Origin of the sequence: Sandarakinorhabdus sp. AAP62 (assembly GCF_000331225.1) — a bacterium.
In the GTDB taxonomy this organism is placed as follows: Bacteria; Pseudomonadota; Alphaproteobacteria; order Sphingomonadales; family Sphingomonadaceae; genus Sandarakinorhabdus.
The window spans coordinates 345,811-368,023 of sequence record NZ_ANFY01000003.1 but is presented as its reverse complement, the minus strand read 5'-3'; the positions used below and the strand labels follow the sequence as shown (position 1 = coordinate 368,023).

Sequence of the window (22,213 nt, the reverse complement as noted above, 5' to 3'; positions counted from 1 at the left end):
TCATGGTCCGTTCCACACCCGACGCCCAGGGTCGCCCGATCCGCTTGCAGCGCATCGGTGAACAGGTGCGCCACGCGCTCGCCGAAATCATCGCACGCGGCGATCTGCGCGACGAGATCATCACCCGCACCATCATTTCCGTGTCCGAAGTGCGGGTGACGCCCGATCTGCGCCATGCCACCGTGTTCGTGAAAGCCTCCAACGGCGACGATGAAGCCGTGATCAAGGCGCTGGGCCAGCATCGCGGCTGGCTGCGCGGCGAAGTCGCCAAGCGGCTGGCAACGAAATACACGCCCGATCTCAGCTTCCGCCGCGACGACAGCTATGACGCTGGCGCCCGCATCGACGAAGTGCTGCGCCGCCCGGAAATCGCCCGTGATCTGCCGCCGGCTGAAAAGCCCGGCGCCCGGCCGTGGAAGAGCCTGGCCGACAGCCTGGATGATGATGACGGCGACGACTGAGCCGGCTGCAATCAACGGCTGGATCGTCCTCGACAAGCCACTGGCCCTGTCCAGCGCGCAGGGCGTGGCCGCCGTGAAGCGCATCCTGCGCACGAACGGCCTGCCCGTCCCGCGCATCGGCCACGGCGGTACGCTCGATCCGCTCGCCACCGGCGTGTTGCCGATTGCGCTGGGCGAAGCGACCAAGCTCGCCGGCCGCATGCTCGATGCTGCCAAGGGCTATGATTTCACGGTGCAGTTCGGCACGCAGACCAGCACGCTCGATGCGGAAGGCGCGGTGGTGGCGACCAGCGACGTGCGGCCCACGCAAGAGCAGATCACGGCCATCCTTCCCGGCTTTACCGGGGCACAGGATCAGGTGCCGCCGGCCTATTCGGCGCTGAAGGTGGACGGCAAGCGCGCCTATGCGCTGGCGCGTGCCGGCGAGGAGGTGGTGCTGGCCACCCGCCGCATCACCGTGCACAATATTGAACTTGTCGCCACCACGGCCGACAGCGCCACCTTCTCCACCCTCGTCTCCAAGGGCAGCTATATCCGCAGCCTCGCGCGCGACATCGCGATCGCGATCGGCAGCGTCGGCCATGTGACCATGCTGCGCCGCACCCGTTCCGGCCCGTTCACCCTGGATCAGGCGATATCGCTGGACAAACTGGCCGAACTGGTGCAGGGCGCTCGCCTTGAACAGGCACTCTTGCCATTGATGGCAGGGCTGGACGACATCCCGGCTCTATCCATCTCGCCCGACGAGGCGGCGGCGCTCCAACAGGGGCGCAGGCTTTTCGGGCACCCAGCCAGCAACGGCACCCATCTCGCGGTCCACGGCTCTGTTCCCGTGGCGCTGGTCGAGGCCCAATCGGGCGAGGTGCGGGTGCTGCGCGGGTTCAACCTTATCTGAAGGAGTAACACGATGTCGGTGACCGCCGAGAAGAAAGCCGAAATCATCAGCGGCAATGCCCGCGCTGCCAACGACACCGGTTCGCCGGAAGTCCAGGTCGCCATCCTGTCGGAGCGCATTGCCAACCTGACCGAGCATTTCAAGACTCATGCCAAGGATAATCACAGCCGTCGTGGCCTGCTGGTTCTGGTGAACAAGCGCCGTTCGCTGCTGGATTATCTGAAGAAGAAGGATGCAGCGCGCTATACCGCGCTGATCACCAAGCTGGGCCTGCGCAAGTAAGGTTCAGCCCCCCGGACGGCCCCCAAGCGGGGCCGTTCGTTTATCCGGCCCGCAGCGAATGAGCGTTGCGGGAACCGGCGCCGCCACAAGGGGCGGCAACCAAAGCTGTGGCGACCGGCAATAGGGCCTGTTCGTCAGGGAAAGATGAAAATGTTCACCATCCACAAAGAAGAAATCAACTGGGGCGGCCGCACGCTGACCCTGGAAACCGGCCGCGTTGCCCGTCAGGCCGATGCCGCCGTGATGGCCACGCTGGGCGAAACCGTTGTCCTGTGCGCCGTCACCGCCGCCAAGAGTGTGAAGGAGGGCCAGGATTTCTTCCCGCTCACCGTCCACTACCAGGAAAAATATTCCGCTGCCGGCCGTATCCCCGGCGGCTTCTTCAAGCGCGAACGCGGCGCCACCGAGCATGAGACGCTCACCAGCCGCTTGATCGATCGTCCGGTCCGCCCGCTGTTCCCCGAAGGTTTCTACAACGAAATCAACGTGATCGCTCAGGTGCTGAGCTATGACGGCGAAGCCGAAGCCGATGTGCTGGCCATGGTCGCCGCGTCTGCCGCGCTCACCCTGTCGGGCGTGCCGTTCCTCGGGCCCATTGCCGGTGCCCGCGTTGGCTATGTCGACGGCGAATATATCCTGAACCCGACGAAGGCGCAGGTGAAGGAAGGCAGCCTCGATCTCGTCGTCGCCGGCACCGCCGATGCCGTGATGATGGTCGAATCCGAAGCCAAGGAGCTTTCGGAAGAGGAAATGCTGAACGGTGTGATGTTCGCCCACCGCAGCATCCAGCCGGTGATCGATGCCATCATCCGCCTTGCCGAAAAGGCCGCCAAGGATCCTTGGGACATGGCCATCACCGACGACAAGGCGATGCTGACCAAGCTGAAGAAGGAAATCGGCAAGGATATCGACGCCGCCTACCGCCTGTCCGGCAAGTCGGCCCGCCAGGCCGCGCTGGCTGCCGCCAAGGACAAGGCCAAGGCCGTGTTCGCCGATGGCACCCCGCAGGAGCAGATGAAGGCCATCAAGCTGTTCAAGAAGCTTGAAGCCGACATCGTGCGTGGCGCCATCCTGAAGGAAGGCCGCCGCATCGATGGCCGCGACACCAGGACGGTGCGTCCGATCGAAGCGATGGTGGGTTTCCTGCCGCGCACCCATGGTTCGGCGCTGTTCACCCGCGGCGAAACCCAGTCCATCGTCACCACCACGCTCGGCACCGCCGATGCGGAACAGATGATCGATGGCCTGGAAGGCCTGCGCTACGAACGCTTCATGCTGCACTATAACTTCCCCCCCTATTCGGTGGGTGAAGTCGGCCGCTTCGGCGCGCCGGGGCGCCGCGAGATCGGCCATGGCAAGCTGGCGTGGCGCGCGCTGCACCCGCTGCTGCCGACCAAGGAAGAGTTCCCCTACACGATCCGCGTGCTGTCCGACATCACCGAGTCCAACGGCTCGTCGTCGATGGCCACGGTCTGCGGTGGTTCGCTGGCCCTCATGGACGCCGGTGTGCCGCTGAAGCGCCCGTGCGCCGGCATCGCCATGGGCCTGATCCTGGAAGGCAAGGATTTCGCCGTGATCAGCGACATCCTGGGTGACGAAGATCACCTGGGTGACATGGACTTCAAGGTGGCCGGCACGTCCGATGGCGTCACCTCGCTGCAGATGGACATCAAGGTCGCCGGCATCACCGAGGAAATCATGCGCGTCGCCCTGGCCCAGGCCAAGGAAGGCCGTGCCCACATCCTCGGCGAAATGGCCAAGGCGCTGGACAGCACCCGCGAAGGTCTGTCGGCGCATGCCCCGCGCATCGAGACGATGCAGGTCGCCAAGGACAAGATCCGCGACATCATCGGCACCGGCGGCAAGGTGATCCGCGAGATCGTCGCCACCACCGGCGCCAAGGTCGACATCGAAGACGATGGCACCGTGAAGATCAGCAGCTCCGATCCGGCTCAGATCGAGGCCGCCCGCAACTGGATCATCGGCATCGTTGCCGAACCGGAAGTCGGCAAGATCTACACCGGCAAGGTGGTGAACCTCGCTGATTTCGGCGCCTTCGTGAACTTCCTTGGTCCCAAGGACGGCCTCGTCCACATCTCGGAAATCAAGAACGAGCGTGTGGCCAATGTCCGTGACGTGCTGAGCGAAGGCCAGGAAGTGAAGATCAAGGTGCTGGGCGTCGATGATCGCGGCAAGGTGAAGCTGTCGATGCGTCTGGTCGATCAGGAAACCGGCGAAGAACTGCCCGATACGCGCCCGCCGCGTGAAGGTGGCGACGATCGTCCGCCGCGTGGCGACCGTGGTCCGCGTCGTGACGGTGATCGTGGTGGCCGTGGTGACCGTGGCCCCCGCCGCGACGGCGACCGTGACCGCGGCCCCCGCCGTGACGACCGCGCCCCGCGCGGCGATCGCGATGGCGACAAGGGTGGCGACACCGGCGGTCTGCCGAGTTTCCTGACCGGCAACGACGACTAAGTCGGCCGGCCAACTGGCCAAACGAAAGGGGGCCGCGCTTCGGAAACGAAGCGCGGCCCTTTTTCCATCTTCAGTTGCTGGCCGGCCTTTTACGGCCGCCGCATGAGACCAGACCTCAAACCGGATCGATGATCGGCGTCTTCATGGGCAATTGCTCAAAAATCTCCAGAGGGCTGATTCTTCCCGCCAGACCCTTGCCCGGCCGCACGATCGTCCTGATCTCGAAATGCAGCTGCAGATCTGCGCCGGTCATGCCGCGCGCATTGCCACTGTCACCGGTCAACCCCAACTGCTGCCCCTTCGAGACAACAGCGCCTTGCGTCACATCAATGCGATTGAGGTGGGCGAATGCGGCAAATAATGTGCCCGAGTTCCATTCGAAACTGTGCACGACCAGCAGACCATAGCCCTGGACGCCGCCGTCTCCGGCAAATTCGATCCTGCCATCTGCGATGGCAAAACACGGCGTGCCAATTGGTGCGAAAAAGTCCCAACCCTGGTGATTGCGCGGGCTGCCATCAGCATCACGCCTGACCGGGCCAAAGGTGTTCGAAGAACTGCCTCGTCTGATCACATTGGAAACGAGCGGCCAGCGTATCATGGGCAATCCTTCACCCGAGCTTCGTGGAATCACCGTTCACAGTTTATGCCACGGCAATGCCGAGTCCAGTTGCATTTGCAGCAGCTGTGCCCGCAGCCTTTTCGTGTGGGACTGTCTGCATTCGCGGCTGCCAACATGCGCAAACAGCCGGCAAAGCATCCCCGATCAGAAGCGGAAGCGCAGCCCGACGATGCCCGCCGTCGTATCCCCGAACGGGAAACTCACCGTCTGGATCACGCTCAGGTCGATCGCCACGGCCTTCGTGGCGTTGAACGACAGGCTGGCGCCGAGCTCGCCCCAGGTGCCGGACTGGTTGGGATTGTCGGCAAAGCGCGGGGTGTTGGCGCCGGTGCGGCCGGCAAACCCGATCTGGCCAACCGCAGCGATATTGCTGGCGGTGCTGATCGCGCCCGAAAGGCCGATGCTGCCGGCATCGTTGGCAAACAAGTGGGTGAGGTTCACGCCAGCCGTGCCGGTGACGCCGTCGCTCGATTGGCGCTGGCTGCTGATCGGGCGGCCGGTCGGGCCGGTCAGCGCGATGGCAAAATCGATCTTGTTGTAATCCACGCCCACGAACGGCGACAGGAACAATTGTTCACCCAGGGTGATATCGTAGCTGATGCCACCGCCGATGGCGAAGATGCTGCCCGAACGGTCCACGGCGATGGGCTGGCCGGCCTGCGTGCGCAAGTTGGCGGCATCGAAAGAGCGCGAGCCGGCCGAGACATAGGCATCAAGGCCGAGATTGCCCACATAGGTGCCGGCGGAAAGCGTGCCGATCCACGTATCGGCCGGGATGGTGGCGCCGCGCGCATCGCCGCTGCCGACATAAGTGCCTTCCAGTTTGACCCAGCCGCTGCCGAAATCGCGGCGGATGCCCAGCGATCCGAACGGCTGATCGGCCTGCGCCTGCACGGCGGTGATGCCGCCGCTGGCCGACAGCGTCCAGCCTGGCGTGTCGGTTTCCTGGGCGCTGGCTGCGCCGGCAAAGGCCAACGCCACACACGCAACCGGCAAGATGAACTTCATGTCTGCTCCCCCAAAAATACGGCTATTTGGTTGTTCAACGCCGGTGCCGGCAAATTCCTTCGCGGCGGCGCAGAATTTTTTTGCTGGCGCGAAGGAATGCGCGCGGCCATCCGTTGAATCCGTCAGCAGGAGACGCGGATGTTGATGGAGCGGCTGGACGATTCCGGCCACAGCTCGGACGACCGGTTGATGGCGGCCAGTGCCAGCGGTGCGGCCGACAGCTTTCGCCTGCTTGTTGATCGCCACAGCCCATCGGCGTGGCGATTGGCATGGCGACTGACCGGCGACGCCGGCGAAGCGGAGGATCTGGTGCAGGAAGGCTTTGCCCGCTTGTGGCGACAGGCGCCGCGCTGGCAGGCGGGCCAGAGCGGTGTGGGCGCATTTCTGCAGCGGGTGATCACCAATCTGGCCATTGATCGCAGCCGCCGCCAACGCCCGCAATTGATGGACGAATTGCCCGACCGCGCCGATCCGGCGCCGCTGGCCGATGCGTTGCTGGCCGAGGCCGATCTGGCCAGCCGGATCCAGGCCTGTCTCGCCAGCTTGCCGGAGCGGCAGCGCGCCGCGATCGTGCTCACCTATTGGGAAGGATTGACCGGGCCGATGGCCGCCGAACTGCTGGAGCTGAGCCCCAAGGCCTTTGAATCGCTGCTGATCCGCGCGCGGACCGCGCTGAAGTCGGTGCTGGCCGCTGCCGGTATTTCAGCCAGCCTGCTGCCGGAGACCAGCGCATGAGCCCTGCCATCACCCCCGCCATTAGCGATGCGGATCTGGCCCGGCTGCTGGGCGCGGGCGATGCTGCGCCAGCCATGCCGGCGGGTCTGGCCGATCGCATCATGGCGGCCATGCCCGCGGCCACCAGCGTGCCGCCCTTGCCGCCGATCACCGCACCGCGCCGACGACCGGTGCGCTGGCTGCGCGGCGGTGTCGCCGTGGTGGCCGGCCTGGGCCTCGCCACTGCCGTCGCCGCCGGGCTGGCGCGCACGCCGCTGTTTGCGCCATTGCTGGCCCCGGCCATGGAACGCCTGGCCGAAGTGACCGGCCTGCCGGCGCTGGCGCCGCGCCCGCCGCGACGGGCGACACCGGCCCCGGTAGCGGCGCCGATGTTGCCGGCAGCCGCGGCACCACAGGCCCGCATCACCACCGGCCTGCCGACGCCCGCCCCGCAACTGCCCGCCAGCCTGCCCTCACCGCCACTGGTGGATGCACCGCGTGCCGGGCTGCCGGACCGCGTGCAACTGCCCGACCGGCCCCAGATCGACCGGCCCCGGATCGACCGTCTGCCGCGTGACCGGCGGCCATTGGCGGCCGCGCCGGCCCGCAGCGAAAGCCCGCGTGCAGCGCCTGACCTTCGGCAGGCTGATCGCCCTGTTGCCGAACGTGCGGCCATCGAGCGGATTGCGCCAGAGCGTCCGCCCGCCGAGCGCCCGTCAGCGGAGGGACCAGCGGCCGAACGGCTGCAGACCGAGCGCCCACCGCGCGAGCGGCCAGCCGCCGACGGCCTGCCCTTGCCAGACGCCGTGACCGAACAGGTGTCAGCGCGCACTGCCGCGCCGGTGGCGCCCGATGGCCCGGCACCAGACGGCGCCGCTGCTGTGGGCGTCGATGCCGCCCGCCCTGAAGCCGCCGCTGTCAGCGCCGAGATCAAGGCGTTGCGCGAGGCCCGCAGTGCCGGCACGCTGACCGCGGCGCAGGCTCAGCGCTTGCGCTCCCTGCAGCAATTGCGCGCTGCGCGTGCGGCCCGAAACACGATAGCGCGCAACCGCCGATAAGCGCCGCGAAGGATTCCACCAGCACCGTGCGTTGAAGGGGGTGTGGACGGCAAACGCCGCCCCGCCAATTTCAAGGGAGAGTTCACCATGCGTATCTTGAATATCGTTTCCGCTCTGGCCCTGATCGCCGCCGCCCCAGCCTTTGCGCAAACCGCAACCCCTGCCCCGTCAGGCACCAGCACCCGCAATTTCGATAATGCGCGCGCGTCGGGCACCACCACCATAACCCGCGATCGCGACGCCGGCACCTTCAGCCGCGACACCAGCGTGACCCGCAAGAGCGACGGCGCCACCATGACCAGCAGCACCGATCGCACCCGCACCGAGAACGGCTTTGCCGTTGAACAGAGCCGGACCGGTTTTGACGGCAGCACAAGCGGCCGCACCTATGAACGCACCCGCACCGATACGGGCTTCACGGAAAGCGGCACCATCACCCGCCGCGACGGCAGCACCTACAATCTGAATGGCAGCCTGGTGCGCGGCGAGGGCAGCGCCACCCGCGATCGCGCCATTACGGATGCCAATGGCGCCACCGTGGCCAGCCGCAATGTGCAAGCCAGCCGCGCCAACGGCCAGGTGACCCGCAATGTCACCGCCACCGGCCCGCAACGCTTGCTGCGCGCCGGCGGCCCGCGCGGCGCTGGCCCACGCGGCGCAGCGCGCGGTCGTCGCGGCTGATCATCAGCGGCCGGGCACGAGAAGGGCCGGGCGTCATGCCCGGCCCTTTTCATTTCTTGCGCGGTGGTCGCTTGGGTTCGTCTGTCGCCCCGCGTGACCGGCGCTCACCGCGGCGATTGCCGCTCGTTGCGCTGGAGAGGCGGCGCTTCTTCAGCGGCGGCGGCGGCGGTTCCACGATTTCGATGTCACCCAGCTGCAGGTCAAAACCCAGCATTTGCCAGCTTTCGGCCATGTGCGGCGGCAGTTCGGCCTTCACGTCCAACGTGCCGCCGCCAGGCGTGGCAATCACCAGCCGGCGGCTGTGCAGGTGCAGTTTGCGGCTGATCCCGCCGGTCAGATAAGATTCCTTGCCGCCATATTTGCCATCGCCCACCAGGCTGTGGCCAATGGCGGCGGCGTGCACGCGGATCTGATGGGTGCGCCCGGTCAAGGGCAGGAACTCTACCCAGGCCGCCCGGCCCGCCGCGCGTTCGATCACGCGATAGCGGGTCTTGGCCTTCAACCCGGCTTCGGTATCCACTTGCATCTTCTCGCCGCCGGTGCCGGGCTGCTTGCCGATCGGCGCATCGATGGTGCCGGCCGCGATCTTGGGCACGCCAACGGTAAGCGCCCAGTAGGATTTCCGTGCCTCGCGGCCGGCGAATTCCTTGCTGAAGAAGGCCGCCGCCTTGGCATTGCGCGCCAGCAGGAGGACGCCGGATGTGTCCTTGTCCAGCCGGTGCACCAGCCGCGGCCGCGACGGCGCATCAAACTGCAGCGCATCCAGCATGGCATCCACGCTGGTTGGCTGCTTGGTGCCGCCCTGCGTCGCCAGGCCCGGCGGCTTGTTGATCACGATGGCGTGCGCATCCATGTGCAGCACCATGGCGCGCATATACTCGATCTGCGCTTCGCTCAGCGGTTCGCGCGGTTTTTCGGTGGGCCTCGTCGCCACCGGCACCGGCAATTCCTCCGGCCAGGTCAGCGTTTGCCCGGCGGCAATCCGATCGCCGGGGCCGGCCTTGGCGCCATCCAGCCGCACCACGCCCGATTTGGACCAGCGCGACACGATGTTGAAACTGATGTCTTTGGTGTGGCGCTGGAACCAGCGGTCCAGCCGGATGCCGTCGTCATCCTCTGCTATGGTGGCAGTCGGCATCAGGCCATTCCTCGCATCAGCCACACGCCGGCCAGCACGGCCAGCACAGAGCCGGCCACACTGGACACGGCATAGGCGGCCGCCAGCGCGATTTCGGCGCGGGTGATCATGTTGTAGATTTCCAGGCTGAACGCCGAGAAGGTGGTGAAGCCGCCAAGCACGCCAACGCCAAGCAGCAGGCGCAGCTCCTCGGCCCCGCTGCTCATCCGCGCCAGCCAGCCGGCCAGCAGGCCCATCAGGAAGCCGCCGATGATGTTGACCGCAAACGTCCCGAACGGAAAGCCCGGGCCCAGCACGGCAATCGCCCAGCGGCCAACGCCATAGCGCAGCGCCGTGCCGATCCCGCCGCCAAGGGCAACCAGCAGCAGATGGGGCATGGTGGGGTTCATCGCCATCCCCTTAGCGGCATCGGCCCGATATTGCCAACGCCGCCGCACGGGCGCAGCATGGCGCCGGATTGATCGGGGGGATTCAGCATGACCAAGCCGCGTACACTTGCCCATGTCGTCTATCAGACACGCCAATATGATCGCATGATCCGCTGGTACGAAACCGTCTTCCAGGCCCATGTCGTGCACCGCGATCCGGCATTGGCCTTCCTGACGTTCGATGAAGAGCATCACCGTTTTGCCTTCGCCAATCTGGAGCTGATGCGGCCCGGCGCTGCCGATGCCGGATCGCGCGGCGAGATCGGGGTCAACCATGTCGCCTGGACCTTTGCCAGCGCCCACGACCTGCTTGCGACCTACAAGCGGCTGAAAGCGGAAGGCATCCTGCCTTACTGGCCGGTCCATCACGGGCCCACATTGTCGCTCTATTATGCCGATCCCGATGGCAACCGCATGGAATTCCAGGCCGACGCGCTGACGGTGGCAGAGGCCAACGCCTTCATGGCCGGCCCGGCGATGGCGGCCAATCCGGTGGGCGTGATCTGGGATCCGGATGCGCTGCTGGCCCGAGCCGAGGCTGGCGCCAACGAAGCCGAACTGCTGGTGATGCCCGATGGCCCGCCGTCGCCCATCCCGGCCACGCACGGCCTCTAGACGATTCCGAACGTCCAGCCTTCCATGGTCGCAATCGCCGGGGTGAGCGCCGCCGGCTGCCACCAGTGCGCCTGAGGAGCGATGGCGCGCAGGCCGGCCGCCGTGATGATGGCATCGCCAACATGATCGGCGAAATGGCCCGGGAAAACGGCGGGCATGGGCTGACTGCCGTGACGAGACAGCGCGGCATTGAGGCTCTCCAGGTCACGCAGCTTGCCGCGAAAGCCGCCGAGCCGCGCAAAGGCCTGCGCGTAGATTTCGAGGATGACCGGGCCTGAGGCGGGTAATGGATCGAAGGGCCACACCGGCCATTGCAACTGATGCAGCAGCCGCATCGCGGCGAGCGTTGCCTTGCCCACCTGGGACGCGCCAAGCAGCACGAAATTGGAGGTCGGCACGCCTAGTCCGCTCGCCTTGTAGACCTGTTCCGTTACCCGCAAATGCGCGCGCAGGTGGCGCGGGCCGTCATCCTTGCCCAACCAGAAGGAGTCGCGCCGATGCGGGATAAAGCCATGGCCGCCCAGATCGGCCTCGGCCACACACACCGCCTCCACCTCGGCCCACAGGTCGCGCGCGGGCTGGTCGAACGGCGGCACCGCGGCAAAGCCGAAGCCGGCATCCATGCCGACCAGCACATCACCGGAAAGCCCGCCCAACCAGTCGAGCACGCCGCCGCGTGACCACACGCCCGACGGCGGCAGCACCAGTTCGGGCGCCGCATCGCCGGCTTCGCACAGTGCGACCTGCACCGAAGGATGCTTCACCCCCTTCGCGCCCGACCAGTCGATGCCGACGAAGCGGCTGAACCTCACAAACCGCGCGCCTTGCGCTGGGCGGCGGAGGCGTGGCCGGCCCAGGCCCGCTCCACCAGCACGGCGATGCGGTCCGGATCAGCCGTGGCCAGCCGGGCCAGCACGGCGGGCCAGCCGACATAATGCGGGGTCTGGTAGAAACAGGCGGGATCGGTGGCGATCAGCATCTCGACCTCGTCCAGCCCGGCGCGCAGCACGATATGATCGGGTTCCTTGCCGATGACCACGAACATCTTGCCGCGCACCAGCACCGCATCGCGGCCATAGCTGGTCCCGCGTGTGGCACCGGGCAGCGCCAGCGCCAATGCCAGCACATCATCCCAGGTCATGCGCCGCCCTTCAGGGCCGCCCGCCGCCGCGCCCATTCGGCCAGGCGCTCGGCGATGCGGGCTTCGGTGCCGCGTGGGCTGGGCGTGTAGAGCGATTGCGCCGCCATGCCGTCAGGCCAGTAATCCTGACCGGAAAAGCCATCGGGCGCGTCATGGTCATAGGCATAGCCCTGGCCATAACCCAGTTCCTTCATCAGCTTTGTCGGGGCGTTGAGGATGTGGGCCGGCGGGGTGAGCGAGCCGGTGCTGGCCGCCAGCTTCTTGGCGGCTTTCTCTGCCACATAGGCGGCATTGGATTTGGGCGCGGTGGCGAGATAGAGGCAGGCGTGGACGATGGCCAGTTCGCCTTCCGGGCTGCCGAGAAAATCATAGGCATCCTTGGCATCGAGGCAGACGCGCAGCGCATTGCTGTCAGCCAAGCCGATATCCTCGCTGGCAAAGCGCACCAAGCGGCGCAGCAGGTAGAGCGGCTCCTCGCCGGCCACCAGCATGCGCGCCAGCCAGTAGAGGGCGGCATCGGGATCGGAGCCGCGCAAGCTTTTGTGCAGCGCCGAAATCAGCCCGTAATGGCCCTCGCGGTCCTTGTCATAGACCGGCATGCGCCGATGCAGGAAGGCAGCGAGATCGGCCGGTGCCATCGGCTCCACCGCGCCCAACGCAAACAGGCTTTCGGCCTGGCCGAGCAGGAAGCGGCCATCGCCATCGGCCGACGCGATCAGCGCGGCGCGGGCGTCGTCCGTCACCGGCAGCACAGTACCCACATGGGCTTCGGCTCGAAGGAGCAGATCGGCCAACGCCGCTTCGTCCAGCCGCCGCACGATCAGCACGCGGGCGCGGGAGAGGATGGCGGCGTTCAGCTCGAAACTCGGATTCTCCGTGGTGGCACCGACCAGCGTGATCGTGCCATCCTCCATCGGCCCCAGGAACCCATCCTGCTGGGCGCGGTTGAAGCGGTGGATTTCATCAACGAACAACAGTGTGCGCTGGCCCGCCCGTGCCGCCTCGCGCGCCTCGGCAAACAGCTTCTTCAAATCAGCCACGCCGGCAAACACGGCGGAAATGGCGACAAAGCGCATGCCGCAGGAAGCGGCAAGCAGCCGCGCAATGGTGGTCTTGCCGGTTCCCGGCGGCCCCCAGAAGATCAGGCTGGACAGGCTGCCGGCGGCCACCATGCGGGTGATGGCGCCATCGGTGCCGGTAAGATGATCCTGACCCACCACTTCGGCAAGGGTGCGCGGACGCAGCTGTTCAGCCAGCGGCGCTCCGGCCGGCGTCACGGAGTCTTCAGCGGCGGGGAACAGATCGGCCATAATTGCTTGTCACGCCTGCTTGTCGCGCCGAAGCGGCCGGTCATGCAAGCTCAGCTCTTGTACCAGGCCTCGACCGTGCCCGACAGCTTGATGGTGAGCGGGTTGCCCTTGCGATCCAGGCTCTTGCCAGCGGCGACGCGGATCCAGCCTTCGGAAATGCAATATTCCTCGACATTGGTGCGCTCGACACCGTTGTAGCGGATGCCCACGCCGCGGCGCAGCAGATCCCAATCATGAAATTCGCTGCGCGGGTTCACACTCAGGCGATCCGGCGGCGTGTCAGTGATCGCGGCAGGCGCTTCCGGGGCGGTTTCGGGCGTGTCAGTCATGGGCGGGTTCCATAGGCGCAAGCGGGCCGGCGGGCAAGAAAAAGGGGCCGCAACCTTGCAGTTGCGACCCCGTTTTTCAGTGCATCAGGACGATCAGGCTTCTTCGGCCGGCGCTTCGTCCATCGGCAGGGTGCCGGGTTCGGCGTTCGGATCAAAGGCTTCAGTGAAGCCCGCTTCCTCGCGCTCGGCAGTGGCAGCAATGTCCACACCCTTGGCCTGCAACTCGGCTTCTTCGGCCGAACGAGCGATGTTGACCTTGACCATCACCACGACTTCCGGGTGCAGCGCGACCTTCACGTCGTGCACGCCCAGGGTCTTGATCGGCTTGTCGAGCACGATCTGGTTCTTGTGGGCCTTGTGGCCACCGTTGGTCAGCGCTTCGGCCAGATCGCGGGCCGCGACCGAACCATAAAGCTGGCCGGTGCCCGAGGCGGCGCGGATCATCACCACGCTGGCGCCTTCGAGATCACGCGATTCGGCGCGGGCGATGTCGCGGCGCTTGGCGTTGTCGGCCTCGATGCGGGCGCGATCGGCTTCGAACTTGGCCTTGTTGGCTTCGGTCGCGCGCAGCGCCTTGCCGCGCGGCAGCAGGAAGTTGCGGGCGAAACCCGGCTTCACATTGACGACATCGCCAATGGTGCCAAGCTTTTCGACGCGTTCAAGCAGGATGACATGCATGGCTTGCGCTCCTCACTTCACCAGATAGGGCAGCAGGCCCAGGTGGCGGGCGCGCTTGATGGCCTTGGCCAGTTCGCGCTGCTTCTTGGCCGAAACCGCGGTGATGCGGGCCGGAACGATCTTGCCACGTTCAGAAACGAAGCCCTGCAACAGGCGCACGTCCTTGTAATCGATGGCGGGGGCATTCGGACCCGCGAAGGGGCACGACTTGCGGCGGCGGAAAAACGGACGTCCCATCTGATCCCTCCCTTAAGCGCGCGGTTCGCGGCGCGGGCGTTCGCCGCGGCCTTCACCGCGCGGGGCGCCATCACGATCACCACGGCCTTCACGGCCTTCACGACCGCCTTCGCGGCCACCTTCACGGTCACCGCCACGGCGGGTCATCGCCGACGGTTCACCCGACAGCGCATCAACACGGATGGTCATGGAACGGATGATATCTTCGTTGAGGCCAACCTGGCGCTCCATTTCGGCCACGGCCGCAGCCGGAGCGTCGATGTTGAGCATCACATAATGGGCCTTGCGGTTCTTGGCGATGCGATAGGCCAGCGTGCGCAGGCCCCAATATTCGCTGCTCGCAACCTGGCCCTTGCCTTCGGCCAGAACCTTGGTGAAGCCTTCCGTCAGCGTCTCAACCTGCGCAGTCGTCAGGTCCTGACGCGCCAGGAAGACATGCTCGTAAAACGGCATTTCTCTCTCCTCGTGCCGATCGTTGACGGGGCCCAATGCCCACGCCCCTCCGGCTGGCGTCTTTTCCCCGCGCAGGGCGAGCCCGGCACGAAGAAGCGGCGCGTATGGCGCAAGCACCCACCGATTGCAAGCGATTCCCCGGTGTGAGACAAGCGCCGCCATGGCCCTTCCCCTCATCGTTGTCGGCGGCGTCGCCGGTTGCGGCAAGACTACGCTGGCCGCCGCACTGGCCGATACGCTCGGCGTGGCGTTTCGCGACGGCGATGATCTGCACCCGCCGGCCAACAAGACGAAGATGGCCGCCGGGCAGCCGCTCACCGATGAAGACCGCGCGCCGTGGCTGGCGGCCTGCGCGGCACAACTGGCGGAGTGGGGCGATGCCGGCGGTGTCATCAGCGCTTCGGCCCTGAAACGCGCCTACCGCGACACGCTCTACGCCGCCCACCCAAGCGTGCGCTATGTGCTGATCCACATCACGCCCGAACTCGCCACCGCCCGCGCCGCACAGCGGCCCGATCATTTCTGGCCGGCCAGCCTGACGGCCAGCCAGTTCGCGATATTGGAAGTGCCCGGTCCAGACGAACCGGCGCTCAGCGTCGAGGCCGATTGGCCCACCGCGCGGCAAGTTGCAGCGGTCGTATCAGCTTTGGCTGATTTAGGAGGTTAGCGCCTCCGGCGGGCAGGGGCTGAGCCCCTGCACCCACTTTCGTTTTTGGGCGGCCCATACTCTACAATTCGTCGTCATGCTGGCGCAGGCCAGCATCCACCGTTGCGCAAGGTTCTGCCGCAGCCGCACGGGCGCTGCGTGGCAAGCTGGATGCTGGCCTGCGCCAGCATGACGGGCGATTTTTGGGAATGGGTCACCCAAAAACCAACGGGTACAGGGACTGCGTACCTGCCCGCCGGAGGCCCCTCGTCCTTCTTCAGCCCAGCCGTTCGCGCACCAGGGCGATCAGGGCCGGCAGATCGGCGATGTCGTCGAAATCCACCACGCTCACCAGCTGCTTCATCCCGCCTGTATCGGCCACAGCGATCAGCGGCAGCGGCCAATCGGCCTGCGCCGGATAGGCCATGCGGAAATCGGGGCGGTGGTGAAAGATCAATTCCATGCCCAGCCCGACCAGAAACCGCCGCCACTCGCCCTTCATGCCAATCAGCCCATAGGTGAGCGCGCACAGCTTGCAGGGGTAGGTGGCGGGCGCGAACAGCTTGTGGATGCTGTCCATCGCGCCCGCCAGCAGACCGGCATTGGCGTTGTAGACGATGATCAGCTGCCGGCTCACCCCGCCGCGCTGAGCGCCGACTTGCCGCGCTTCACGATCAATTTGTTGAGCGCGTTCACATAGGCCCGTGCTGAGGCGACCAGCGTATCGGTGTGGGCGCCGGTGCCGCGCACGGTGCGGCCATGTTCGGCCAGCACCACGCTCACTTCGGCCTGGGCGTCGGTGCCGGCGGTGACGGCGTGGACCTGATAGAGGTTCAGCACGGCATCATCGTGCGGCACCAGCTTGCGGATGGCATTGAACAGCGCATCGACCGGGCCATTGCCGCGGGTCGCCGCCGTCACTTCCTCGCCGTCGATGCTGAGCGTCAGGATCGCCCGCTGCGGCCCATTGCTGCCGCAATAGACCTCGACCTCGGTCACCTGGATGCGGTCGTGCCCGCGCAGCACTTCATCGTCGACCAGCGCGACGATATCCTCGTCGAACACCTGCTTCTTGGCGTCGGCCAGATCCTTGAAGCGCTTGAAGGCATCGCCGAACTCGTTGTCCGACAGATCATAGCCCATTTCCGCCAACTTTGACCGGAAGGCGGCGCGGCCCGAATGCTTGCCCAGCACGAGGTTGGTCGCACCCTGGCCAACGCTGTCGGGCGTCATGATCTCGTAGGTGGACGAATCCTTCAGCATGCCATCCTGGTGGATGCCGCTTTCATGCGCGAAGGCGTTGGCGCCCACGATCGCCTTGTTGGCCTGCACCGCCATGCCGGTCACGCCGCTGACCAGCCGGCTGGCGCGGGTGATTTCGGTGGAGACGATGCGGGTTTCGTAGGGCATCACGTCGTGGCGCACCTTCAGCGCCATGGCGATTTCCTCGATGGCGGCATTGCCGGCGCGTTCGCCGATGCCGTTGATCGTGGCTTCCACCTGGCGGGCGCCGGCCATGATCGCCGAGAGCGTGTTGGCAACGGCGAGGCCCAGATCATTGTGGCAATGGGTGGAGAAGATCGCCTGGTCCGCATTGGGCACGCGGGTGATGACGTCCTTGAACATGGCGCCATAGGTTTCGGGCGTCGCATAGCCCACCGTGTCGGGCAGGTTGATGGTGCTGGCGCCCGAAAGAATCGCCGTTTCCACCGCCCGGCACAGGAAATCCGGATCGGAACGGGTGGCGTCCTCGGCCGACCATTCGACATCGCCGCACAGGTTGCGTGCCAGGCTCACCGATTGCCGGATCGCCTCCAGCACCTCTTCCGGCGACTTGTTCAGCTTCACCTTCATGTGCAGCGGCGATGTCGCGATGAAGGTATGGATGCGCGGCTGCCTGGCGCCTTTCAGCGCGGCCCACGCCCGTTCGATATCGGCGGCGCTGGCGCGGGCCAGGCTGGCGACAATGGCGGTGTCGCACAGATTGGCGACGGCCTGCACGGCTTCGAAATCGCCTTCACTGGCGATGGCAAACCCGGCTTCGATGATATCAACGCCCAACGCTTCCAATTGCGCTGCGACTTTCAGTTTTTCCTCGAGATTCATCGAGCAGCCGGGGGATTGTTCTCCGTCGCGCAAGGTGGTGTCGAAAATGCGGATATGGTTGGTCATGGCACTGCCTGTCTGAATGCTTTGGTTGCAGTTGTCAGGTTCATCCCCTCAAGGCGCGCGGCCGAGGGACAATGCCCAGCAGCCAGCGTCACGCCCGAGGGCGTGTAAGTCGCAGACGCAGAAGGGCCGATTGGAAAGCCATAGGCAGCTAATGCCACGAAAGCGCCCGCCGGCGCAAGATGCCGCCTTGCTCTTGCCGCCATTGCGGGCATGAAGGCGGCATGGAAACCATCTTCTCTGCCGATACGGTCGGTTCGGCCATCCAGAGCGCGCTGGCACCCGTGTTCCTGCTCACCGCCATCGCCGGGATGCTCAACGTGATGGTGCAGCGCCTGTCGCGCGTTGTGGATCGCGCCCGCCACCTGGAAGCCCACATGGCCGAATATCCCGAACAGCGCCGCCGCATCGCCCTGGACGATCTCGCCGTGCTCGCCGGGCGGATGACAGCGGCCAACTGGGCGATTGCGCTGTGCATCCTGGCGGCCTTGCTGGTGTGCTGCGTCATCGTTCTGCTGTTTGTCGAACAACTCGCCGGCTTTCGCCTCAACGCTGCCATCGCGTGGCTGTTCATCGCTGCGACCCTGCTGCTGACCGGCGGGCTGAGCCTGTTCCTGTGGGAAGTGCAGCTGGCCCTGCGCAGCGTGCGGGTGCGGGCGGCGGCGATGATCAGCGAGCGGGGCCCGGCGAGTGAATAGCAGAGAAAGAAAGGGCGTCGCGGCCAAGCCGCGCCGTCGGACGAGTCAAAAAGGGCGGCCTGTTGGGGCCGCCCTTTTCGCTCGCCGTCCGATCTTGCCGGAGTCGGCGCGCGGCACGCGCGCTCGGGCGGCTGCGATTAATTGCGGGCCTTGTCCACCAGCTGGTTCTTCGCGATCCACGGCATCATCGCCCGCAACCGCGAACCGACTTCCTCGATCGGGTGCGCCTTGGCGGCGATGCGGCTGGCCTTCAGCTCCGGCTGGCCGGCGCGGTTGTCGAGGATGAAGTTCTTCACGAACCGGCCGCCCTGGATATCAGCCAGCACGCGCTTCATTTCGGCCTTGGTTTCCGGCGTGATGATGCGCGGGCCGGTGGTGATATCGCCATATTCGGCGGTGTTGCTGATCGAATAGCGCATGTTGGCGATGCCGCCTTCATACATCAGGTCAACGATCAGCTTCACTTCGTGCAGGCACTCGAAATAGGCCATTTCCGGCGCGTAACCGGCCTCGACCAGCGTTTCGAAGCCGGCCTGGATCAGGTGGGTGAGGCCGCCGCACAGCACGGCCTGTTCGCCGAACAGATCGGTTTCGCACTCTTCCTTGAAGCTGGTCTGGATCACGCCCGACCGGCCACCGCCGATGGCCGAGGCGTAGCTCAGCGCCACATCATGCGCGTTGCCGCTGGCATCCTGGTGGATGGCGATCAGGCAGGGCACGCCGCCGCCCTTCTGATATTCGCTGCGCACCGTGTGGCCGGGGCCCTTGGGCGCGATCATGAACACGTCGATATCGGCGCGCGGCTCGATCAGCTGGAAATGCACGTTGAGACCGTGCGCGAAGGCCAGCGCCGCGCCCGGCTTCATGTTGGGGCCGAGATCTTCGGCATAGATGGCGGCCTGATGCTCATCGGGTGCCAGCACCATGATCACATCGGCCCAGGCTGCAGCTTCGGCATTGCTCAGCACCTTGAAGCCGGCGCCTTCCGCCTTCTTCGCGGTAGCCGAACCGGCGCGCAGCGCGATGGCCACTTCGCTCACGCCGGAATCGCGCAGATTCTGCGCATGGGCATGGCCCTGGCTGCCATAGCCGACGATGGCGACTTTTTTGCCCTTGATCAGGCCGACATCGGCATCGGCATCATAATAAACGCGCATTGGAGTTCCTTCTTCTCATTCCTGCTCCCCTCCCTTGCAAAGGGAGGGGCTGGGGGAGGGTCTGCGCCGCCAGGCCCGACCTTCCGGGTTCGGTGGGGAAAGGGCTCGGCTTTGCCTCGCACCCTCCCCCGGCCCCTCCCTTGCAGGGAGGGGAGATTTGCTAGACCGCCTCCGCCCCGCGGGCGATGGCCACAACGCCGGTGCGGGCAACCTCGACCAGGCCAACCTCCCGCATCAACGTGATGAACTGGTTCACTTTCTCGGACGAACCGGACACTTCGAACACGAAACTGGCCGTGCTGGTGTCCACCGGCCGGGCGCGGAAAATGTCGGCCAGGCGCAGCGCCTCGACGCGCTTGTCCCCGGTGCCGGCCACCTTCACCAGCGCCATCTCGCGCTCCACGTGCGGGCCCCAATCGGTGAGGTCCACCACCTTGTGCACCGGCACCAGCCGATCAAGTTGCGCCATGATCTGGTCAATCACCGGCGGCGGGCCGTTGGTGACCACGGTGATGCGGGACACGGCGTGATCGTCGGAGACGTCGGCAACGGTCAGGCTCTCGATATTATAGCCGCGCGCCGAGAACAGGCCGACAATGCGGGCCAGCACACCGGCCTCGTTATCAACCAGGATCGACAGCGTGTGTCGTTCGGAGGGGAGATGTTTCATGTTCTCACCTCTCCCCGCCGGGGAGAGGTCGACTCGCGCGCCAGCGCGGCGGGAGAGGGGCCGCGCCCATCACCACATGTGCCACCCCTCTCCCGGGCCGGCTTCGCCGTCTCTCGACCTCTCCCCGACGGGGAGAGGTGATGTTCATGTGTCCCATCATCACACCAGCGCCTTTGCATCGTCATCCGCCTCGCCGCGCTCATCAGCGGCCGACAGGATCATATCGGTGTGCGCCGCGCCCGACGGGATCATCGGGAAGCAGTTGGCGAGTTTCGCCACCCGGCAATCCACCACCACCGGGCCGGGGTGATCGATCATCGCCTGAATGCCAGCATCCAGATCATCCGGCCCGTCGATGGTGATGCCCTTCCAGCCATAGGCTTCCGCCAGCTTCACGAAATCGGGCAGGCTGTCGGAGTAGCTTTCGCTATACCGCCCGCCGTGGTTCAGCTCCTGCCACTGGCGCACCATGCCCATATATTCGTTGTTGATGATGAAGATCTTCACCGGCAGGCGATATTGCGTCGCCGTGCCGAGTTCCTGGATGTTCATCTGGATGCTGGCTTCACCGGCGATATCGATCACCAGCGCGCCCGGAAATGCCAGCTGCGCACCGATCGCCGCCGGCAAGCCATAACCCATGGTGCCGAGCCCCCCCGAGGTCAGCCACTTGTTCGGCTCATGGAAGCCGAAATGCTGCGCCGCCCACATCTGGTGCTGGCCAACTTCCGTGGAGATGATCGGCTTTTTCGCCCTGGTCATCTCATACAAGCGCTGAATGGCCTTCTGCGGCAGCAGCGCCTCACCCTTCTGTTCGAAGCCGAAGCTGTTGCGCGCGCGCCAGCCCTTGATCTGTTCCCACCACGGCTTCTGATCGGCCGCCCGGTGCCCGCGCGCGCGCCACACCTTCAGCATGTCTTCCATCACGCTGCCAACATCGCCCTGGATGGCCAGATCAACCCGCACCGTCTTGTTGAAGCTGGAGCGATCGATATCGACATGGATCTTGCGGCTGTTGGGGCTGAACGCATCCAGCCGGCCGGTCACGCGATCATCGAACCGCGCGCCAAGGCAGACCATCAGGTCGCACTTGTTCATCGCCATATTGGCTTCGTAACTGCCGTGCATGCCCAGCATGCCGAGGAACTGCGGGTGATCATCGGGCAGCGAGCCCAGGCCCATCAGCGTGCTCGTCACCGGCGCGCCACAGGCCTTGGCCAGCTCGCGCAGCAACTGGCTCGCCACCGGGCCGGAGTTGATCACGCCGCCACCAGTGTAGAGAATCGGTCGCTCTGCCGCTGCCAGCATCTCCACGGCGGCCTCGATGGCAGTCAGATCGCCCTTCACCTGCGGCTTGTAGGTCTTGTGGCTGATCACGCCGGGCTTGGCATAGCCGGCCCTCATGATCTGCACGTCCTTGGGGATATCGATCACCACCGGACCGGGCCGACCGGAGCGGGCGATATAGAAGGCCTCGTGCAGGACGGGGCCGAGCTTCGCCGTCTCCTTCACCAGATAATTATGCTTGGAACAGTGGCGGGTGATGCCCACCGTGTCGCATTCCTGGAAGGCATCGGTGCCAATGAGATGCGTCGGCACCTGGCCGGTGAGGACCACCAGCGGAATCGAATCCATCAGCGCATCGGTGATGCCAGTGACGGCGTTGGTGGCGCCGGGGCCGGAGGTGACCAGCACGACGCCGACCTTGCCCGAAGCGCGCGCATAGCCTTCGGCGGCATGCACGGCGGCCTGTTCATGGCGCACGAGGATGTGGCGGATGCGGCTCTGCTTGAACAGCGCATCATAAATCGGCAGCACGGCGCCGCCGGGGTAGCCAAACACCACCTCCACACCCAGATCGGTGAGGGCCTGCACAACGATGTCGGCGCCGGTCATTTCCGTGCCCATGATCTCTATCCCACGCAAAATCGGCCGCGATGCAGCGGCGGACTGCTGTTATGGGAAGGAAAATGGCAGGTCAACCGCTATTTGCGTAATTAAAATACCGAATGGGGCGATTTTCGGTAATTCTCTGATGGGTGGGTCGTGCCCGGGGAGCAAAAAGGGCCAACGGCTGGTGCGGCTGGCCTCGGCGAAGAAGGGGGATGAATGCCGTGTGGGCCGGGATCAGGCGGAATCGGCCCGCAGATCAACAACCCACCTGCGGCAGCGCGGAACGGCGGCGGCCGAACACCAGGCCCAGCACAAGCAGCCCGGCCAGGCCCGCCACGATCTGGCCGGGGCTCATGGCGCTATCGTCTGCAACCGGCGCTGCGGCGGCGGGCTGGCAATCGGCGGTGTCGGGGGCGCAGGTCACGGCCAGCGGCCGCGGCTGGACCATGCTGGTT

General features: G+C 65.8%; 27 protein-coding genes. 10 read left to right on the top strand and 17 right to left on the bottom strand.

The window, feature by feature from the left end; translation table 11 throughout:
• The first annotated feature begins 2 nt into the window (after positions 1-2).
• The 4 genes from rbfA to pnp all read left to right on the top strand — a co-directional run bounded on the left by rbfA (position 3) and on the right by pnp (position 4,113).
• Positions 3-461 carry a 30S ribosome-binding factor RbfA gene (rbfA, locus tag D619_RS0102020; protein ID WP_017666888.1) on the top strand — a complete coding sequence of 153 codons (459 nt, stop codon included), beginning with the start codon at positions 3-5 and terminating at the stop codon, positions 459-461.
• Complete coding sequence (truB, locus tag D619_RS0102015; protein ID WP_033372796.1) at positions 442-1,356, top strand: tRNA pseudouridine(55) synthase TruB; 915 nt, start codon at positions 442-444, stop codon at positions 1,354-1,356. The genes rbfA and truB overlap by 20 nt, the downstream gene beginning before the upstream one ends.
• A gap of 12 nt (positions 1,357-1,368) precedes the next feature.
• Positions 1,369-1,638, top strand: coding sequence for a 30S ribosomal protein S15 (gene rpsO, locus D619_RS0102010; RefSeq protein WP_017666886.1), 270 nt, complete (start codon positions 1,369-1,371; stop codon positions 1,636-1,638).
• Positions 1,639-1,788: 150 nt separating this feature from the next.
• Positions 1,789-4,113, top strand: a complete 2,325-nt coding sequence (pnp, locus tag D619_RS0102005) for a polyribonucleotide nucleotidyltransferase (protein WP_026090607.1) — start codon at positions 1,789-1,791, stop codon at positions 4,111-4,113.
• Positions 4,114-4,228: 115 nt separating this feature from the next.
• Here pnp and D619_RS15280 read toward each other — a convergent pair whose 3' ends face one another.
• Both D619_RS15280 and D619_RS0101995 read right to left on the bottom strand, forming a co-directional pair.
• A complete protein-coding gene (locus D619_RS15280; protein WP_017666884.1) occupies positions 4,229-4,714 on the bottom strand; it encodes a M23 family metallopeptidase in 486 nt (161 codons plus the stop codon).
• 165 nt (positions 4,715-4,879) lie between these two features.
• Positions 4,880-5,743 (bottom strand): autotransporter outer membrane beta-barrel domain-containing protein, encoded by an 864-nt coding sequence (locus D619_RS0101995; protein WP_017666883.1) that lies wholly within the window; start codon positions 5,741-5,743, stop codon positions 4,880-4,882.
• Between the two features lie 138 nt (positions 5,744-5,881).
• Between D619_RS0101995 and D619_RS0101990 the strand changes: the two genes are divergently transcribed.
• From D619_RS0101990 to D619_RS17045, 3 genes are all read left to right on the top strand, one after another.
• The gene (locus tag D619_RS0101990) at positions 5,882-6,478 is read left to right on the top strand and encodes a sigma-70 family RNA polymerase sigma factor (RefSeq protein WP_017666882.1); all 597 of its coding nucleotides are present in this window, start codon (positions 5,882-5,884) and stop codon (positions 6,476-6,478) included.
• Complete coding sequence (locus tag D619_RS0101985; protein ID WP_017666881.1) at positions 6,475-7,515, top strand: hypothetical protein; 1,041 nt, start codon at positions 6,475-6,477, stop codon at positions 7,513-7,515. Before D619_RS0101990 ends, D619_RS0101985 begins: the two co-directional genes overlap by 4 nt.
• Before the next feature lie 87 nt (positions 7,516-7,602).
• Entirely contained in the window at positions 7,603-8,196 is a 594-nt protein-coding gene (locus D619_RS17045; protein ID WP_152417236.1) for a hypothetical protein, read from the top strand.
• 49 nt (positions 8,197-8,245) lie between these two features.
• On the opposite strand, the gene D619_RS0101975 is transcribed toward D619_RS17045, so the two are convergent.
• Positions 8,246-9,334, bottom strand: coding sequence for an RluA family pseudouridine synthase (locus tag D619_RS0101975; RefSeq protein WP_017666879.1), 1,089 nt, complete (start codon positions 9,332-9,334; stop codon positions 8,246-8,248).
• Entirely contained in the window at positions 9,334-9,711 is a 378-nt protein-coding gene (gene crcB / locus D619_RS0101970; RefSeq protein WP_026090605.1) for a fluoride efflux transporter CrcB, read from the bottom strand. The genes D619_RS0101975 and crcB overlap by 1 nt, the downstream gene beginning before the upstream one ends.
• Before the next feature lie 99 nt (positions 9,712-9,810).
• Between crcB and D619_RS0101965 the strand changes: the two genes are divergently transcribed.
• Positions 9,811-10,377 carry a VOC family protein gene (locus D619_RS0101965; protein WP_017666877.1) on the top strand — a complete coding sequence of 189 codons (567 nt, stop codon included), beginning with the start codon at positions 9,811-9,813 and terminating at the stop codon, positions 10,375-10,377.
• Here D619_RS0101965 and D619_RS0101960 read toward each other — a convergent pair.
• The 7 genes from D619_RS0101960 to rpsF form a co-directional block, all read right to left on the bottom strand.
• On the bottom strand, positions 10,374-11,189 hold the full coding sequence (locus D619_RS0101960; protein ID WP_017666876.1) for a hypothetical protein: 816 nt from the start codon (positions 11,187-11,189) through the stop codon (positions 10,374-10,376). The two genes, D619_RS0101965 and D619_RS0101960, sit on opposite strands and share 4 nt — an antisense overlap.
• Complete coding sequence (locus D619_RS0101955; RefSeq protein WP_017666875.1) at positions 11,186-11,518, bottom strand: MmcQ/YjbR family DNA-binding protein; 333 nt, start codon at positions 11,516-11,518, stop codon at positions 11,186-11,188. Before D619_RS0101955 ends, D619_RS0101960 begins: the two co-directional genes overlap by 4 nt.
• A complete protein-coding gene (locus tag D619_RS0101950) occupies positions 11,515-12,828 on the bottom strand; it encodes a replication-associated recombination protein A (RefSeq protein WP_017666874.1) in 1,314 nt (437 codons plus the stop codon). The genes D619_RS0101955 and D619_RS0101950 overlap by 4 nt, the downstream gene beginning before the upstream one ends.
• Before the next feature lie 50 nt (positions 12,829-12,878).
• Positions 12,879-13,157 carry a DUF3297 family protein gene (locus D619_RS0101945; protein ID WP_017666873.1) on the bottom strand — a complete coding sequence of 93 codons (279 nt, stop codon included), beginning with the start codon at positions 13,155-13,157 and terminating at the stop codon, positions 12,879-12,881.
• Between the two features lie 93 nt (positions 13,158-13,250).
• Positions 13,251-13,835 carry a 50S ribosomal protein L9 gene (gene rplI, locus D619_RS0101940; protein WP_017666872.1) on the bottom strand — a complete coding sequence of 195 codons (585 nt, stop codon included), beginning with the start codon at positions 13,833-13,835 and terminating at the stop codon, positions 13,251-13,253.
• A gap of 12 nt (positions 13,836-13,847) precedes the next feature.
• Positions 13,848-14,072 (bottom strand): 30S ribosomal protein S18, encoded by a 225-nt coding sequence (rpsR, locus tag D619_RS0101935; RefSeq protein WP_017666871.1) that lies wholly within the window; start codon positions 14,070-14,072, stop codon positions 13,848-13,850.
• Between the two features lie 12 nt (positions 14,073-14,084).
• On the bottom strand, positions 14,085-14,525 hold the full coding sequence (rpsF, locus tag D619_RS0101930) for a 30S ribosomal protein S6 (RefSeq protein WP_017666870.1): 441 nt from the start codon (positions 14,523-14,525) through the stop codon (positions 14,085-14,087).
• Positions 14,526-14,685: 160 nt separating this feature from the next.
• Here rpsF and D619_RS0101925 point away from each other — a divergent pair, with 160 nt between their 5' ends.
• Positions 14,686-15,192, top strand: a complete 507-nt coding sequence (locus D619_RS0101925) for a gluconokinase (protein WP_017666869.1) — start codon at positions 14,686-14,688, stop codon at positions 15,190-15,192.
• 256 nt (positions 15,193-15,448) lie between these two features.
• On the opposite strand, the gene D619_RS15270 is transcribed toward D619_RS0101925, so the two are convergent.
• A complete protein-coding gene (locus tag D619_RS15270) occupies positions 15,449-15,808 on the bottom strand; it encodes a hypothetical protein (protein WP_017666868.1) in 360 nt (119 codons plus the stop codon).
• On the bottom strand, positions 15,805-17,343 hold the full coding sequence (locus tag D619_RS0101915) for a 2-isopropylmalate synthase (RefSeq protein WP_017666867.1): 1,539 nt from the start codon (positions 17,341-17,343) through the stop codon (positions 15,805-15,807). The genes D619_RS15270 and D619_RS0101915 overlap by 4 nt, the downstream gene beginning before the upstream one ends.
• A gap of 221 nt (positions 17,344-17,564) precedes the next feature.
• Here D619_RS0101915 and D619_RS15265 point away from each other — a divergent pair, with 221 nt between their 5' ends.
• Positions 17,565-18,038, top strand: coding sequence for a DUF2721 domain-containing protein (locus tag D619_RS15265; RefSeq protein ID WP_017666866.1), 474 nt, complete (start codon positions 17,565-17,567; stop codon positions 18,036-18,038).
• 137 nt (positions 18,039-18,175) lie between these two features.
• Here the strand turns inward: D619_RS15265 and ilvC are convergent, their stop codons facing one another.
• The 4 genes from ilvC to D619_RS0101890 all read right to left on the bottom strand — a co-directional run bounded on the left by ilvC (position 18,176) and on the right by D619_RS0101890 (position 22,206).
• On the bottom strand, positions 18,176-19,195 hold the full coding sequence (gene ilvC, locus D619_RS0101905) for a ketol-acid reductoisomerase (RefSeq protein ID WP_017666865.1): 1,020 nt from the start codon (positions 19,193-19,195) through the stop codon (positions 18,176-18,178).
• Positions 19,196-19,355: 160 nt separating this feature from the next.
• A complete protein-coding gene (gene ilvN, locus D619_RS0101900) occupies positions 19,356-19,865 on the bottom strand; it encodes an acetolactate synthase small subunit (RefSeq protein ID WP_017666864.1) in 510 nt (169 codons plus the stop codon).
• Between the two features lie 159 nt (positions 19,866-20,024).
• Entirely contained in the window at positions 20,025-21,773 is a 1,749-nt protein-coding gene (locus D619_RS0101895; protein WP_017666863.1) for an acetolactate synthase 3 large subunit, read from the bottom strand.
• 241 nt (positions 21,774-22,014) lie between these two features.
• Entirely contained in the window at positions 22,015-22,206 is a 192-nt protein-coding gene (locus tag D619_RS0101890) for a hypothetical protein (protein ID WP_017666862.1), read from the bottom strand.
• Positions 22,207-22,213 lie beyond the last annotated feature (7 nt).

What these genes read in the sequence shown, in the direction of transcription:
- D619_RS0101965 (WP_017666877.1), top strand. Translation starts at nt 9,811, where the DNA reads ATGACCAAGCCGCGTACACTTGCCCATGTCGTCTATCAGACACGCCAA.
- D619_RS0101995 (WP_017666883.1), bottom strand. Translation starts at nt 5,743, where the DNA reads ATGAAGTTCATCTTGCCGGTTGCGTGTGTGGCGTTGGCCTTTGCCGGC.
- ilvN (WP_017666864.1), bottom strand. Translation starts at nt 19,865, where the DNA reads ATGAAACATCTCCCCTCCGAACGACACACGCTGTCGATCCTGGTTGAT.
- D619_RS0101990 (WP_017666882.1), top strand. Translation starts at nt 5,882, where the DNA reads ATGTTGATGGAGCGGCTGGACGATTCCGGCCACAGCTCGGACGACCGG.
- D619_RS0101985 (WP_017666881.1), top strand. Translation starts at nt 6,475, where the DNA reads ATGAGCCCTGCCATCACCCCCGCCATTAGCGATGCGGATCTGGCCCGG.
- D619_RS15280 (WP_017666884.1), bottom strand. Translation starts at nt 4,714, where the DNA reads ATGATACGCTGGCCGCTCGTTTCCAATGTGATCAGACGAGGCAGTTCT.
- D619_RS15265 (WP_017666866.1), top strand. Translation starts at nt 17,565, where the DNA reads ATGGAAACCATCTTCTCTGCCGATACGGTCGGTTCGGCCATCCAGAGC.
- rpsR (WP_017666871.1), bottom strand. Translation starts at nt 14,072, where the DNA reads ATGGGACGTCCGTTTTTCCGCCGCCGCAAGTCGTGCCCCTTCGCGGGT.
- ilvC (WP_017666865.1), bottom strand. Translation starts at nt 19,195, where the DNA reads ATGCGCGTTTATTATGATGCCGATGCCGATGTCGGCCTGATCAAGGGC.
- rpsO (WP_017666886.1), top strand. Translation starts at nt 1,369, where the DNA reads ATGTCGGTGACCGCCGAGAAGAAAGCCGAAATCATCAGCGGCAATGCC.
- D619_RS0101955 (WP_017666875.1), bottom strand. Translation starts at nt 11,518, where the DNA reads ATGACCTGGGATGATGTGCTGGCATTGGCGCTGGCGCTGCCCGGTGCC.
- D619_RS0101925 (WP_017666869.1), top strand. Translation starts at nt 14,686, where the DNA reads ATGGCCCTTCCCCTCATCGTTGTCGGCGGCGTCGCCGGTTGCGGCAAG.
- rbfA (WP_017666888.1), top strand. Translation starts at nt 3, where the DNA reads ATGGTCCGTTCCACACCCGACGCCCAGGGTCGCCCGATCCGCTTGCAG.
- D619_RS0101890 (WP_017666862.1), bottom strand. Translation starts at nt 22,206, where the DNA reads ATGGTCCAGCCGCGGCCGCTGGCCGTGACCTGCGCCCCCGACACCGCC.
- D619_RS0101895 (WP_017666863.1), bottom strand. Translation starts at nt 21,773, where the DNA reads ATGGGCACGGAAATGACCGGCGCCGACATCGTTGTGCAGGCCCTCACC.
- crcB (WP_026090605.1), bottom strand. Translation starts at nt 9,711, where the DNA reads ATGCCCCATCTGCTGCTGGTTGCCCTTGGCGGCGGGATCGGCACGGCG.
- D619_RS0101945 (WP_017666873.1), bottom strand. Translation starts at nt 13,157, where the DNA reads ATGACTGACACGCCCGAAACCGCCCCGGAAGCGCCTGCCGCGATCACT.
- rplI (WP_017666872.1), bottom strand. Translation starts at nt 13,835, where the DNA reads ATGCATGTCATCCTGCTTGAACGCGTCGAAAAGCTTGGCACCATTGGC.
- D619_RS0101975 (WP_017666879.1), bottom strand. Translation starts at nt 9,334, where the DNA reads ATGCCGACTGCCACCATAGCAGAGGATGACGACGGCATCCGGCTGGAC.
- truB (WP_033372796.1), top strand. Translation starts at nt 442, where the DNA reads ATGATGACGGCGACGACTGAGCCGGCTGCAATCAACGGCTGGATCGTC.
- D619_RS0101950 (WP_017666874.1), bottom strand. Translation starts at nt 12,828, where the DNA reads ATGGCCGATCTGTTCCCCGCCGCTGAAGACTCCGTGACGCCGGCCGGA.
- rpsF (WP_017666870.1), bottom strand. Translation starts at nt 14,525, where the DNA reads ATGCCGTTTTACGAGCATGTCTTCCTGGCGCGTCAGGACCTGACGACT.
- pnp (WP_026090607.1), top strand. Translation starts at nt 1,789, where the DNA reads ATGTTCACCATCCACAAAGAAGAAATCAACTGGGGCGGCCGCACGCTG.
- D619_RS0101915 (WP_017666867.1), bottom strand. Translation starts at nt 17,343, where the DNA reads ATGACCAACCATATCCGCATTTTCGACACCACCTTGCGCGACGGAGAA.
- D619_RS17045 (WP_152417236.1), top strand. Translation starts at nt 7,603, where the DNA reads ATGCGTATCTTGAATATCGTTTCCGCTCTGGCCCTGATCGCCGCCGCC.